The sequence below is a fragment of the Agromyces excoecariae genome (genome assembly GCF_051715505.1).
Taxonomy (GTDB): domain Bacteria; phylum Actinomycetota; class Actinomycetes; order Actinomycetales; family Microbacteriaceae; genus Agromyces.
Map to the genome: position 1 here is coordinate 36,352 of NZ_JBPSLA010000006.1, position 13,597 is coordinate 49,948.

General features: G+C 72.6%; 11 protein-coding genes. 5 read left to right on the forward strand and 6 right to left on the reverse strand.

Annotated elements, in window-relative coordinates; all coding sequences use genetic code 11:
- The gene (locus ACSJD1_RS07435; protein WP_438854686.1) at positions 1-4,347 is read right to left on the reverse strand and encodes an Ig-like domain-containing protein; all 4,347 of its coding nucleotides are present in this window, start codon (positions 4,345-4,347) and stop codon (positions 1-3) included.
- 182 nt (positions 4,348-4,529) lie between these two features.
- Here ACSJD1_RS07435 and ACSJD1_RS07440 point away from each other — a divergent pair, with 182 nt between their 5' ends.
- Positions 4,530-5,612, forward strand: a complete 1,083-nt coding sequence (locus ACSJD1_RS07440) for a diacylglycerol/lipid kinase family protein (RefSeq protein WP_438854687.1) — start codon at positions 4,530-4,532, stop codon at positions 5,610-5,612.
- Between the two features lie 66 nt (positions 5,613-5,678).
- Here the strand turns inward: ACSJD1_RS07440 and ACSJD1_RS07445 are convergent, their stop codons facing one another.
- The 5 genes from ACSJD1_RS07445 to ACSJD1_RS07465 form a co-directional block, all read right to left on the reverse strand.
- The gene (locus ACSJD1_RS07445) at positions 5,679-6,935 is read right to left on the reverse strand and encodes a UDP-N-acetylmuramate dehydrogenase (protein ID WP_438854688.1); all 1,257 of its coding nucleotides are present in this window, start codon (positions 6,933-6,935) and stop codon (positions 5,679-5,681) included.
- A 1-nt stretch (position 6,936) separates the two neighbouring features.
- Complete coding sequence (locus ACSJD1_RS07450; RefSeq protein WP_438854689.1) at positions 6,937-7,383, reverse strand: MaoC family dehydratase; 447 nt, start codon at positions 7,381-7,383, stop codon at positions 6,937-6,939.
- Positions 7,383-7,829 (reverse strand): FAS1-like dehydratase domain-containing protein, encoded by a 447-nt coding sequence (locus ACSJD1_RS07455; RefSeq protein WP_438854690.1) that lies wholly within the window; start codon positions 7,827-7,829, stop codon positions 7,383-7,385. Before ACSJD1_RS07455 ends, ACSJD1_RS07450 begins: the two co-directional genes overlap by 1 nt.
- Positions 7,830-7,866: 37 nt before the next feature.
- On the reverse strand, positions 7,867-8,448 hold the full coding sequence (locus ACSJD1_RS07460) for a DUF937 domain-containing protein (RefSeq protein ID WP_438854691.1): 582 nt from the start codon (positions 8,446-8,448) through the stop codon (positions 7,867-7,869).
- Between the two features lie 91 nt (positions 8,449-8,539).
- The gene (locus ACSJD1_RS07465; RefSeq protein WP_438854692.1) at positions 8,540-9,157 is read right to left on the reverse strand and encodes a TetR/AcrR family transcriptional regulator; all 618 of its coding nucleotides are present in this window, start codon (positions 9,155-9,157) and stop codon (positions 8,540-8,542) included.
- Between the two features lie 186 nt (positions 9,158-9,343).
- Between ACSJD1_RS07465 and ACSJD1_RS07470 the strand changes: the two genes are divergently transcribed.
- From ACSJD1_RS07470 to ACSJD1_RS07485, 4 genes are all read left to right on the forward strand, one after another.
- Complete coding sequence (locus tag ACSJD1_RS07470) at positions 9,344-10,624, forward strand: MFS transporter (RefSeq protein WP_438854693.1); 1,281 nt, start codon at positions 9,344-9,346, stop codon at positions 10,622-10,624.
- Positions 10,621-12,324 carry an amidohydrolase gene (locus ACSJD1_RS07475; protein ID WP_438854694.1) on the forward strand — a complete coding sequence of 568 codons (1,704 nt, stop codon included), beginning with the start codon at positions 10,621-10,623 and terminating at the stop codon, positions 12,322-12,324. Before ACSJD1_RS07470 ends, ACSJD1_RS07475 begins: the two co-directional genes overlap by 4 nt.
- Positions 12,325-12,514: 190 nt before the next feature.
- Positions 12,515-12,889 carry an ArsR/SmtB family transcription factor gene (locus ACSJD1_RS07480; protein ID WP_438854695.1) on the forward strand — a complete coding sequence of 125 codons (375 nt, stop codon included), beginning with the start codon at positions 12,515-12,517 and terminating at the stop codon, positions 12,887-12,889.
- A 1-nt stretch (position 12,890) separates the two neighbouring features.
- Positions 12,891-13,544: an SRPBCC family protein gene (locus ACSJD1_RS07485; RefSeq protein WP_438854696.1), complete on the forward strand. Its 654-nt coding sequence runs from the start codon at positions 12,891-12,893 to the stop codon at positions 13,542-13,544.
- Positions 13,545-13,597 lie beyond the last annotated feature (53 nt).

Genomic DNA, 13,597 nt, shown 5'->3' on the forward strand with positions numbered 1-13,597 from the left:
CTAGGGCAGCGTGATCGTACCTCCGGTCAGCTCGAGGCTCGTGAAGCTGAGCGACGGCGGCACGGTGCGCTTCGTGCTCGTGATCGCCTGCCCGTAGGCATCCGTCGGGCCGTCGACCGCGGTCGCACGGAAGGCGAACCCGCCGACGCCGTCGAGGTCGGCCTTGCCCGAGATCTCGATCGTGCGCACGCCACCGGATTCGGTGACGGCGAACGCCGTGATCGACGTGGACGCCATCGAGCGGATCACGGCACCGTTCGCGTCGCGCTCGACGTAGCTCCACGAGCCGTCGACGCCCTTGCGCCCGCTCGCCGCGACCGAGAACGCGAATTCGCCGATGCCGCCCCCGGGCAGGGCCACGGTGCCCGACCCCGTGTTCGTCGTGGTCGACGCCGAGCCGCCGGACACCGTGAGCACCGCGCTCGCACTGCCCGCGAACCACCCGCCGATCGACACGGTGAGGTCGTACACGCCGACCGGGACACCCGCGGCCAGGTCGCACGCGATGTCGAGCGTTCCGGCCGCGTTCCCACGGGCGGCGGTCGTCTTGACGATCCGCGGGGCGCAGGTCGCCTCGTAACCGGTCGTGCTCGACACCAGCCTGGCGCTCAGGTCGTCGGGATCCACCAGGGTCGGATCGCCCCATCGACGGTCGCCGTCCTCGGTGACCTTCGCCGAGAGCGCGATCACGGGCGCCGCGCCGGTCGCGTCGGCCGGGACGACCCACGGGGTCGATGCCGCGATCTTCACGATCGCTGCCTCGGGTTCGACGACGACCTCGACCACGACGTCGGCGCATGCTCCGTGCGCGTCGCACGCGTGGAGGCCGACGGGGTACGTGCCGGGCTCCGCCGTGAGCAAACCGGCGATCGTCATGCCGGTGGCGTCGCCGCTCGCGACGAGCCCGGCCGGCAGGCCGTCGACCTCGAGCGTCACGCCGTCGCTGCCGTCCTCGGGGTCGAGGGCCGACACCTCGAACGAGAGGGGATCGGAGTACGTCCCGGTCACGTGCCCCGGCGCGGTCACGACCGGCGGGAGGTCGATCGTGATGACGAACGCGAACGAGGCGCTCGTGTCGTCATCGGGCGCGTCGCCGCCCCCATCGTCGACCGCGACCGCCGTGACGTGGGCGACGCCCCCGCGCACCGGGGTGAACGTGAGCGTTCCATCCGCCGAGACCGTCGGCAGGCCGTCCTCCGCGAAGAGCGACGGGTCGTCGACCTCGAGCTGGAACGCGATGGCCTGCCCCGCCTCGTCGGCCGGACCCGGAGAGATCGCCGTGGCCCATGCCGGAACCGTCACCGGTACGCCGTCGGGGATCGCCTCGACGTCGACGCCACCGCTGAAGGCCGGTTCGTCGTTCACTGCGGTGACCGTGACCTCGACCGATCCCATCGCATCGACCGGCGCCGCGCAGTCGGCACCGGGCTCGCCGCAGTCGTCCGGTTCGCCGCGATCGGTGACGCGGTATTCGAAGGCGTCGACGCCGTTGGCGTCGGCGTCCGGCGTGTAGGTCACGATCGAGCCGTCGAGCACGGCCGAGCCCGCTGACGGCTCGCCGATCAGCTCGAACGTCAGGTCGCCGTCGGCGGTCTCCGCATCCTGTACGAACTCCGCGAGGTCGATGTCGATCGCCGTGTCCTCGCCGGTCTGGGCGGTGCCGTCGGATACCTCGGGCGGCCCGTTCACGTACGCGACCGTCGCCACGGCGGTCCGTTCGACGGTTCCGCCGTCGCCGTCGTCGATGCTGACCGTGATGGTGCGGGCGCCGCCCGACGCATAGACGTGCGTCGCGGCGAAGTACCCGCACGCGGGCGACGCGAAGATGTCGAGCGGGCACAGGAACCCCTGCTCCGACGGCGTCGGGCAGGTCGTCCCGCCTCCGCAACCGAAGTCCAGGATCGTGGCATCGGTTCCGTCGCCCCAGTCGATCGAGATCGTCCCCTCGTCGAGGCCCGCATCCACCAGCCTGCCGCCGATGCGGAAGAGGTCACCGGGCTCGCCGGACAGGGTGGAGGAGTTGCCGATGCACACGCCGCCGGCCGGTGCCGCGCAGTTCGGTGCGAGCGCCAGGGTCGGCGGCGAGTTCAGCACGCGCGCCGTCGTCGACTCGCTGCCGGCCGTGCCGTCCGCCTCGGTGAGGGTCATCGTGATCGGGAAGTAGTTCCCGGAGCCGTCCGGATCGTCGCGGTACGCGTGCTCGAACTCGAAGTACAGCGGACCGAGCCCGCAGTCCGGCCCGACGCAGAGCCAGTCGGTCCACGTCGGCTCGAGGGTGAACGGACACTCCTCGCCGTCGCAGGGGTACGATCCGGTCGTCTCCGTGCCGTCGCCCCAGTCGATGACGAACGTGCCGCCGTCGAACTCGACATCGGTGATGTTGCCGCGGAGCTGCGCGGTCTCTCCCTCGACGAGATCGCGATCGTCGTGGGCACCCAGGCAGATGACGAACAGGATCGACGAGTCGCAGTACGGCAGCAGGTATACCACCGGGGCATCGTTGACCTCGCCGACGTCGAGCGTCACGCCTGCCGCATCGCCTCCCGCCTCGTAGGTGAACGAGTCGGTGCCGGTGAAGTCCGCTTCGGGCACGTAGGTGAAGGAGCCATCGTCGGCGAGGTCCAGCGTGCCGTGCTCGGGTTCCTCGATGACGGTCGGCTGGTCGACGGCTGCCGGAGCGTCGTCGTTGCCGAGCACGCCCGGCGCCGGCACCTCGAGCGTCTGGTCCTCGACGGCGTCGAAGCGGTCGTCCACGGCGTCGTCGGATACGACGGTGACGGTGATGCGCGCGTGCCCCGCCGCTCCGAGCGCATCGGCGATCTCGTAGGGGAACGTCGCGTCGCCGACGAAGTCGGCCTCCGGCGTGTACGTCACCGTGCCGTCGCCGTTCACGACCCAAACGCCGTGCAGCTCCTGCTCGACGGTGGCCGGATCGCAGGGAGCCGCGGTGCACGGATCCTTCACGAGCGAGACCGGAGCGAGGTCGCCGTCGCCATCGTAGTCGTTCGCCGCCGCGTCGATCGTGATCGGCGTGTCCTCCGGGCTCGTCGCGACGTCGTCCTGCGGCGCCGGCGGGTCGGCCACCGGTGCGACGACGAGGAACACCTCGACCGGCGTCGACGGGCCATCGATGGCGTTGTTGGCGACGTAATAGCTGAACCGGTCGACTCCGGCGAAGTCCGGATCGGGCTTGTACGTGATGCTGTTCGTGATGTAGTTCAACGGAACACCGGGGATGAAGCCGGTCCACGGAATCTCGAGCGTTCCGTGAGCGGTGCGGACGAAGAACTGCCCGTCGATCTGGGCGCCGCTGACGTACGTGATGTACGACCCGTTCGGGTCGTTGGCGAGCAGGGTGCTCGCGGCGATCGTGATCGGCGTGTCCTCGGTGACGTCGACGCGGTCGGGCGCACCCTTCGGAACGTCGGGGGCGGGCGGATCGACGACGTCGATCGTGACGCGGGCATAGTTGTCCCGCAGTGGGCCGAGGGACAACTGGGCCCCACCCGACGATGCGCCTTGGGCGCGATAGTCGAAGAAGTCCGACCCGGTGTAGCCGGCGGGCGGGGTGTAGACGAACGAGCCGTTGCTGCCCACCTGGGTCAGCAACCCGCCCTTGTTCGTCGGGAATGCGGTGAACGCACCGACCGGCGTGGAGTAGGAGAACTGGACGCCGGTGTAATAGAGCGATTCGACCACGGACGCGGCATTCGCGAAAAGGTCGTTCTCGAGGACCCCGCACGTGGATCCGCAGACGAACTTGCCGACGTCGAGCGGCGTGTCCTTGTACGCGGTGTATGAGTCGTTCCGCACTCGGATGCGGTCGATGCCGGCGATGTGGACGGTGGCGACGTTGGAACACGGGCTGCCGATGGCGGTCTTCGAGTAGACGTACTGGAAGCTGTCCGCGCCGTAGTACCCGTCCTGGGGGACGTATGCGAAGGTTCCGTCCGCCCGGAGCGTGAAGGTCTTGGCGTGGTCCGGTGCCCTCCACAGGATGGCACGGTAGAACTCGGAGCTGAGCGGCTTGTCGCCGTCGATGTCGGCCAGGTAGTCGTTTCCGAGCACGCCACGGCTGAAGGAGGTGAAGTCGAGGGAGTTGTAGAGCGGGCCCGACGAGAGCTGGCCGGCTTCGACGTCCCGGTCGTAGACGTCGCCGATGGCCCCGATGTTCGCGTTTCCGAGCCATCCGTCGTACCCGCCGTTGTAGCAGTCCACAGACGCACCCGGCAAGTGCGTCGCGGATGCCGGCGGAGGCGAGGCGCCAAGGCCTGCGACGACGAGTGACGCTGCGGCCAGCGTGGTGGACACTGCGAGCGCGATCGCGCGCCGGCGGAGCGGGAACATCGATGACCCCAAATCCCCGGGTGCTCCGCGACGGCCCTCGCGTTCCCGTTCTCTTGGAAAGATAGTGATCTTTCCTCCGTTTCCGGTATCCCCCATTCGGGGAAGCGGGTCCGCGCGTGTCCGGCGACGTGGGGTTCCGCGAGGCGTGGTTCCGAGCCCGGATACCCCCGTACGCTGGGCCGATGGGATCCGGTCGAACGGCGACACGTTCGCAGCGCATCGTACGTTCGCGTCCGCGTGCGGCTGCCGACGCTGCGGCGGGCCGCGATCGGGCCCTCCCCGCCTCCCCCGACGGCGAGGGCGTATTCGTCGTCCTGAACCGGACGGCCGGCACGAGCGTCGTCCGCTCAGACCCCGCGAACGTCCTGCGCACCCGGCTCCCGCGCGCGGAGCTGCACGTCCTCGATCCGGGCGAGGACCCGGCGACCGCCCTCGCCGAGGCCCTCGCGCGGCCGGTGCCGCCGCGGATCGTCGGCGTCAGCGGCGGCGACGGATCGGTCGCCGCGGCCGCCCACGTGGCGCGGGCCGCCGGGGTGCCGCTCCTCGTCGTGCCGGGCGGAACCTTCAACCACTTCGCGCGCACGGCGGGCCTGGGTTCCGCCGACGACGCGGTCGACGCGCTGCAGGCGGGCGAGGGCGTGCGGGCGGATGTCGCCGAGCTCGCCTTCGGCGACGCGCCGCCGATCACGGTCATGAACGCCGCGTCGGTCGGCGTCTACCCCGACGTCATCGCGCTGCGCGAGCGCGTGCGGCCCCGACTCGGCAAGTGGCTCGCCGGGTTCTTCGCCGCCGAACGCGTGCTGCGACGCTCCGAGCCGGTCGCGGTCGTGATCAGCGGACGCCGGGCCGAGGTCTGGGCGCTCTTCGTCGGAGTCGGCCGCAACGACCGCGGCATCCACGCGCCGCTCCAGCGGCGCGAGCTCGACGACGGCGTGCTCGACGTGCGGGTGCTGCACCGCGGCTCGCGGACGGGCGCGATCGCGGCCCTGGCGTTCGGCCAGCGCACGGCGGCGGTGCTGCGTCGGTTCCGGCTCGTGCCGGAGCGCGTCGAGGCCTTCACGACCACCGAGCTCGAGGTCGACGTGCGACCGCGGAACGGACAGCCGCCCGGGTTCGTGCACGACGGCGAGGTCGCGCTGGAGGCGCCGGCCGCGGCATCCGCCCACCTGTCGGCGCCTGGCTATCGCACGCGCATCCGGGTGGTACCGGGTGCGATCGACGTCTACCGTCCCGCGGCGCTTTCCGCGTCGGACGCGACGCGCTGAAGCACCGCGACGACCGCCGATGCGACCGCGGGCCGAGGCCCGGGCCGCGGCATCCGTCACCGCACGCTAGAGCTCGACGCCCACGAGGACGGGCTCCGGGTGCATCACGATCCCGAACTCGGCCTGCACCCGACCCTGCACGAAGCGCGCGAGCTGCGCGAGCTCATCGGCGGTCGCGCCGCCCCGGTTCGTGAGGGCGAGCGTGTGCTTCGACGAGATCGCCGCGCGCGAGCCCGGCAGGGCGAAACCGCGACGGATGCCGCTGTGCTCGATGAGCCACGCGGCCGACAGCTTGACGAGCGGCGCACCCGGCTCGGCGTGCGCACGCACCTCGGCCGCCTCGACCTCCGCCTGGTGGGCGAGGAACGCGTCGAGCGGCGACTGCGCCTCGAGCTCGGCGAGCAGGACGACCTCGTCGGGTTCGTCGGGCTCGACGTACCAGCGCGGGGCGTCGCCGGGCAGCGTCCGCGCGACGCGCTCGGTCACGATCGGGTTCGTGAAGAACGACCCGGCGCTCACCGAGTCGGGGTCGTCGGGGTCGAGCACCATGCCCTTGCCCGAGCGGAGGGCGAGCACCGCCTCGCGCACGTCGGCGATCGGCACGCGGTCGCCGAGCTGCACGCCGAGCGCGCCCGCGAGCTGCGCGTACGCGACGGGCGTGCCGAGCGCCTGGCCGAGCACCTCGCGCTCGGCGGTCGTGTCGTGGAGTGCCACCTCGATCGAGACCACGACGCCCGCGAGGCCCTGCTTCAGCACCGACGTGCGGTAGCCGAGCTCGAGCTCGTCGGCCGACATGCGGCGGGGATGCTCGGCGCCCTCGTCGAGGAACTCGATCGCGACGAGCACGTCGGAGAGCTCCTGGCCGTACGCGCCGATGTTCTGCACGGGTGCCGCGCCGACCGAGCCGGGGATGCCGCTCAGCGCCTCCAGACCCGAGAAGCCGCGGTCGACGGTGAAGGCCACGAGCTCGTCCCAGACCTCGCCGGCCTGCACGCGCAGGTGCACGCTCCCGGGCTGGGTGCCCGGCAGCACCTCGATGCCCTTCGTCGCGATCCGGATCACGGTGCCGTGGAAGCCGTCGTCTCCGACGAGCAGGTTCGAGCCGCCGCCGAGGACCATCCACCGTTCGCCCGATTCGTCGGCCTCGCGGACGAGCTCGACGAGCTCGCCCTGCCGGTTCGCCGTGACGAGCCGATCGATCGGGCCGCCGACGCGCAGGGTCGTGAGGTCGGCGAACGGGACGCCGTGCTGCTCGGCGGTGCCGGCCGGAGCGCCGGACGCCGCGTGCCCGGCGCGGCCGTCGGAGGTGCCTGACTCGCTCATGTCAGGCGAGCACCACGCGCACCTGCGCCTTGCCGAGCACGGTCGCACCCTCGAAGGCCACGGTGAGGTCGACGCGGACGGCGCGTGCCTCGGCGTCGAGCTGGCCGACCTTCGCCGAGACCGAGACGTCCGCCCCCGCCTCGGGGTCGACGACGACCGGCCGGGTGAAGCGCACCTGGTAGTCGAGGACGCGTGCGGGGTCGCCCGCCCAGTCGACGACGGGCTGCACGGCGAGGCCCATGGTGAGCATGCCGTGCGCGAGCACGCCCGGGAGGCCCACCGATGCGGCGACGTCGTCGCGGTAGTGGATCGGGTTGAAGTCGCCCGAGGCGCCCGCGTAGCGGACGAGCGAGTCGCGGGTCAGGTGGAATTCGCGCTCGGCGACCACGTCGCCGACGGCGAGCGCGTCGAAGTCGGGGGCCGCGGGGGCGGCGACGGTCTCGGGCATCAGTCGTCTCCTCGTACGACGAGGGTGGAGATCGCGGTGACGACGTGGGCGCCTTCCGCATCGGTGATCACGGACTCGGCGGTGACCATCGAGTGTGCACCGAGGGTCTTGACGCTCGAGACGGTGAGGGTCGCGGTGAGTTCGTCGCCGGCCACGATCGCGCGCGTCGAGGTGAACCGCTGGTCGCCGTGGACCACGCGCGTGAAGTCGATGCCCGCGTCGGGCTCGGCGAGCAGCTGCGCGAGCGTGTGCTCCTGCACGACGACGGCGAACGTGGGCGGCGCGACGATGTCGGCGTGGCCCGCCGCCCGCGCCGCGTCGACGTCGTGGTTGATCGGGTTGGTCGCGAACACGGCGCGCGCGAACTCGCGCACCTTCTCACGGCCGACGAGGTACGGCGCGGTCGGCGCGAACTCGCGCCCCTGCAGCTCGGGGTTCACTGGCACCGTGCCAGTCTACGCAGCACGCCTCGCGGCCCGGACGTCAGCGCTTGCCGCCGCCGAGAAGCCCGCCGAGCAGGTCGCCGAGGCCCCCGAGTCCGCCGAGCCCGCCGGCCGATCCGCCGGATGCCCCACCGCCGGCCGCGCCGCCGAGCAGCCCGCCGAGCAGGTCGCCGATGCCGCCGCCACCGCCGGTCGATGCGTCGGAGGACGACCCCTGCTGGCGCTTGGCGAACTGCCCCGCCAGGAAGCTCAGCACGATCGGCGCGAGGATCGGCAGGAGCTTCTGGACCAGCCCGGGCTCGGCCTTCCCGCCGCTCGATCCGAGCTTCTGAACGACCTGGTCGGTGTTCGCGCCGAAGACGTTGTGCACGATCTTCTCGCCGTCGCCCTCGTCGACCTCGTCGAGGTTCACGCCGCCCTCGAACAGCTGCGGCGGATGGTGCTGCACGGCGCGCTCGAGCGAAGCCGCGCCCGCGGCATCCTGCGCATTCGCCCCCATTCCCCCGAGCAGGGCCGGCAGCGCCTGGTCGACCGCCGCTCGCGCGCTGGCCTCGTCGACGCCGAGGCGTGCAGCGAGGTCGGCGATCGGGATGTTCGCGATGATGTCGTCGTACGAGGCCACGGGCCGTCCTTCCCCCCGGCGCACCCGCCCTCGGGCGCCCTCGTTCACGCTAGCCGTCGGCGGCGGCGCGCGGAACCCCGGCCCGCTGGCGTCAGTCGGCTTCGCGGAGCCGCGCGAGCCGCAGGCGCAGCGAGTCGAGCAGCAACTCGAGCCCCTCCTCGAACGCGCGGTCGGACCGGGCGGCGCCCCGCTCGGCTCCTGCGAGCAGTCTCCCGAGCGTGCGCGTCGGCCCCGGCGGCTGCCAGATGTCGTCGGGTGAGGCGAGGTCGAGCCCGAAGCCCAGCGCGAACGAGTCGAGGATCGCGACGACCGTGAGCACCTCGTCGTCGGGGAAGCCGGCGTCGAGCAGGCCCGTGGCGAGGTTGTCGTAGCTGGCGATCACAAGCGGGTCGGTGATCGTCTTGCCGACGATGAGCGGGATCGCGTTGGGGTGCTCGGCGTACATGCGCCGCTGGGCGCGCAGGGTCGCCGCGACGATCTCGTCCCAGGTGCCCGCGGGCGGTTCGGGAAGGTACTGCGCGGCGATGCGACCGCGGATGAGTTCGACGATCTCGTCGCGCCCGCGCACGTGGTTGTAGAGCGACGACGGCGTGACGCCGAGCGAGCGGGCGAGCGCGTTGACCCCGAAGGGCTCGCCCGAGTCGACGAGTTCGAGCGCGGCGTCGGCGATGCGGTCGGCCGACAGCAGCGGGACCTTCGGCCTCGGCATGCGCACCTCCTCGTCGCGCCCAGCCTAGGGCGACGTCGGAGCGGATTCCGAATCACCCCTTCCCAACCGACGGGTGGGGGTGAATAATAAACGAACACCATTCGTTAGAGCGGATGCCGCACCCGGCGAACCTCGAATTCCCCTCCCTCGCACACTGACGTGCACTCCCTCGACTGGAGACATCCCGTGACCGACCACACCCCAACCACGCGCGTGCCGCTCCGACTGCCGGGCGCCGTCGCGACCTTCGGCATCGGCATCGCCGGCTACCTCGGCGTGAACCTCTCGCCGTACATGATCGCGGCGCTGCAGGCCGCGCTCGGCACCGACGTCCTCACCGCCAGCTGGATCGTCACCGCCACGCTCCTCGCCACCGCGATCACCGGCCTCGTCGTCGCCCGCCTCTGCGCCGGGCCCCGCCGACTCGCCGTCGCCCGCATCGGGCTCGTGATCGCGGCCGCCGGCTTCGGCGTCGCCGCATTCGTCCCGGTGCCGGCCGCAGTGGTCGCCGGCCTCATCGCGGGCGGCATCGGCGCCGGCGGGGCGGTCGCCTCGTCGGGCGCGGCGCTCGCCGCCTTCGTCAACCCCGAGCGCGTGGCGGGCATCAACGGCCTCGCCAACCGCGCCGTGATCACCGTGATCCTCGCGATCGTGCCGATGATCGGCCTCGCGCCGGCGAGCGTGTTCGGCGTGCTCGCCGCGTTCTCGCTCGCGATGCTCGCCACGACGGCCTGGCTGCCCGCCGCGCCGATCCTCGCCCCGGTCGCCTCCGCCGCGATCGCCGACGCGGGCGCGCCCGGCGCTGCTGCGGCATCCGTCACCGCACCCTCGACGGGCTCGCGACGCGTGACCATCGCCGGGCTCGCGCTGCTCGTTTGCTTCGCCCTCTGGGCCGTGAGCGAGGACTCGCTCTGGGCCATGGCCGGCGTCATGGGCGCCGAGCAGGCCGCACTGACGGCCGAGGGCCTCGGCATCGCGCTGAGCGGCGCGACCGCGGGCGGCATCCTCGGGGCGATCCTGATCACGGTCGTCGGCGACCGGTTCGGGCGGGCACTCCCGCTCGCGATCCTGCTGGCCGCGGGTGGCGTGCTGAAGATGGTCGAGTCGACCGTGACCGACCCGACCGCGTTCATCGTGGTGTTCATCGCGTGGAACACGATCTACGCCGTCGCGTTCCTCTACTTCGTGTCGACCGCCGCGGCGCTCGACGCCGACGGTCGGTGGTCGGGCCCGCTGCTGGCTGTCTACCTCGTCGGATCGGCGCTCACGCCGGTGATCGGGGCCGCGCTCGTCGAGGCGCTGGGCTTCACGGGCTTCGGCATCGTGCTCGGCATCGCGAGCTTCGCGCTCATCACCCCGGTCGTGCTCGTGGCGCGGTTCTCGCGCGAGGCGCAGGCCGCGGAGACGACGACGGATGCCGCGGCCGCGCGGGTCACCGCAGCCGACGCGCAGGAGGTCCGCGCATGAACCGCACCGTGTACGTGAACGCGCGGGTGTTCACCGCCGACGAGCCCGAGTGGGCCGAGGCGATCGCCGTCGCGGACGGCACGATCCTCGCCGTGGGCTCCGAGGCCGACGTGCGCGCCGCCGCCGGCGCACCGCGCGGGACCTCCGACGCCGTCGCCGACGGCGACCGCGACGTCGAGGTCGTCGACCTCGACGGGCGGCTCGTCCTGCCCGGTGTCATCGACGCGCACACGCACCTCGTCATGATGGGCGAGGCGCTCGGCCGCGTCGGCCTGACCGATGCGCGCTCGCTCGACGAGATCCGGGCCAGGCTCCTCGCGGCGCGCGCCGCCGACCCCGGCGCGCCGCGCGTGCTCGGGCGCGGCTGGCTGTTCGACTCGGTGCCCGGCGGCGCACCCACGGCGGCCATGCTCGACGCAGTGCTGCCCGACGTGCCGGTCTACCTCGACGCCAACGACTACCACTCGTGCTGGGTGAACTCTGCCGCGCTCGCCGAGCTCGGGATCACGCGCGACACCCCCGATCCGATCGGCGGCCGCATCGGCCGCGACGCCGACGGCGAGCCCGACGGCCTGCTCTACGAGACCGCCGCGCAGCAGTACGCCTGGGAGCACCTCGCCGAGCAGGCGACCGACGCCGACCGCGACGCCGCCGTCGAGCGGACGATCGCCGCCTACCTCGCGGCGGGCGTCACGGGAGTCGTCGACATGGCGTTCGACGACCTCGGGCTCGCGGCGTTCCGACGTGCGGCGGATCGTCGCGGCGGCACCCTGCCGATCCGGGTCGTCGCGCACTGGTTCGTGGCGAACACCGGCGACGCCGATGCGAACCTCGCGCAGGTCGCGCGTGCGGTCGAACTCGCGAGCGAGGTGGCGACCCCATGGCTCCGCGTCGCCGGGATCAAGCTCGTCCTGGACGGCGTGATCGACGCATGCACGGCCGCGATGCGGCATCCGTACGTCGACGGAACGAACGCCGAGCCGATCTGGCCGCTCGAAGCGCTCGAGCCCGTGGTCGCCGCCGCCGACGCCGCGGGGCTCCAGGTCGCGATGCACGCGATCGGCGACGCCGCGAGCGGCATCGCGCTCGACGCGCTCGAGCACGCGCACGCCGTCAACGGCGACCGCGACCGCCGGCACCGGATCGAGCACCTCGAGTTCGTCGACCGGGCGGATGTCGCGCGGCTCGCGCGGCTCGGAGTGGTCGCGTCGATGCAGCCCGTGCACGCCGATCCGGCGATCTGGGCGAACTGGGCGGCGATGCTCGGCGACGAACGGGCCGACCGGGGCTTCCCCTGGACCGAGATCACCGACGCCGGTGCCGTCCTCGCGTTCTCGACGGACGCGCCGACCGCGCCGCACGAGGCGCTGCCGAACCTCTACGTCGCCGCGACCCGTCGCTCGGCACTCGACGACTCGTTCCCGGCGAACCACCCGGAGTACGCCGTTCCGCTCGTCGACGCCGTGCGCCACGCCACGCGCGACGCCGCGTACTCGTGCCGTGAGGACGGCACGCGGGGGCGCATCGCGCCGGGCCTCGCGGCGAACTTCGCCGTGATCGACCGCGACCCGTTCGAGCTCGGCGACGACGCGCTGCTCGAGGCACGCGTCATCCGCACGGTCGTCTCGGGTCGCACCGCGTACGAGGCCGAGTCGCGCCCCGCGGAGGAGACGGACACCGTGACGCGCGCCGTCGCCTGACCCGTCAGGCCGCCTTCGTCCGGCCGCCTCGCGCGTCGTCGTCGCGCCCGGCCCACGCCGGGCGTCCGCCCGGCGCCCGCCTTCGCGGGATATTCCGCCCGATGCCCCACCCAGCGCGCCCATCGGGCGGAATGTCCCGCGTATTCGTTCACCCTTGACTTATATAAGTGACGAGCGAATAATTGCCGGCATGCACGCGCTCGACATCCTCGGGGACCCGGTCCGCCGCCGGATCCTCGAGCTGCTCGCCGACGGCGAACTGGCCGCCGGCGACGTCGGGCGCATTGTGCAGGCCGAGTTCGGCATCAGCCAGCCCGGCGTCTCGCAGCACCTGCGCGTGCTGCGCGAGGCCGGGTTCGCGAACGTACGAGCGGAGGGCACCCGCCGCCTCTACGCGCTCGATCCCGAGCCGCTCGCCGAGGCGGCGCAGTGGTTCACGCCGTTCGAGCGGTTCTGGGCGCCGCGACTCGACGCGCTCGGCACCGAACTCGCGCGCGGTCGGCGCAACCGCCGGCTCGCGGCAGCCGCCGACGCGGCACCGCACCCACCCGAGCAGGAGCACTGACATGGACATCCGAGCACAGATCGACGCCGTCGACCGCGGCGTCGTCACCGAGGAGCGCGACGGCGAGCGCATGCGCGTGCAGACCCTCGCCCAGACCTACCCGTCGCCGATCGACGACGTGTGGGACGCGCTCACGACGGCCGATCGCATCCCGCGCTGGTTCCTGCCGGTGAGCGGCGACCTGCGCCTCGGCGGCACCTACCAGCTCGAGGGCAACGCGGGCGGCACCGTCACCGCGTGCGACGCGCCGAACTCGTTCACCGCCACCTGGGAGTACGGCGGCGGCACGACCTGGATCACGGTCCGGCTCGCCGAGGTCGACGCCGAGCACACGCGCTTCGAGCTCGAGCACGTCGCGCGCGCCGCCGACGTCACCGACGAGATGTGGGCGCAGATGGGCCCCTCCCCCACCGGCATCGGGTGGGACGGCGCGCTGCTCGGCCTCGGCCTGCACTTCACGACGCGCGAGGTCCGGCCCGACGACTCCGCCGAGTGGCTGCAGTCCGACGAGGGCCTCGCCTTCATGCGGGCGAGCGCCGACGAATGGGCGCGAGCGGATGTCGCAGCCGGCGCCGACCCCGCGACCGCGGCGGCCGCAGCCGACCTCGTCTACGCGATGTACACGGGCGCCGCGCCCGCCCCGATGGGCGAGTAGCGACCGGACGGCCGAACCGCCCCGCCGGGTGTCGCCGGCGGGGCGGTTCGCGT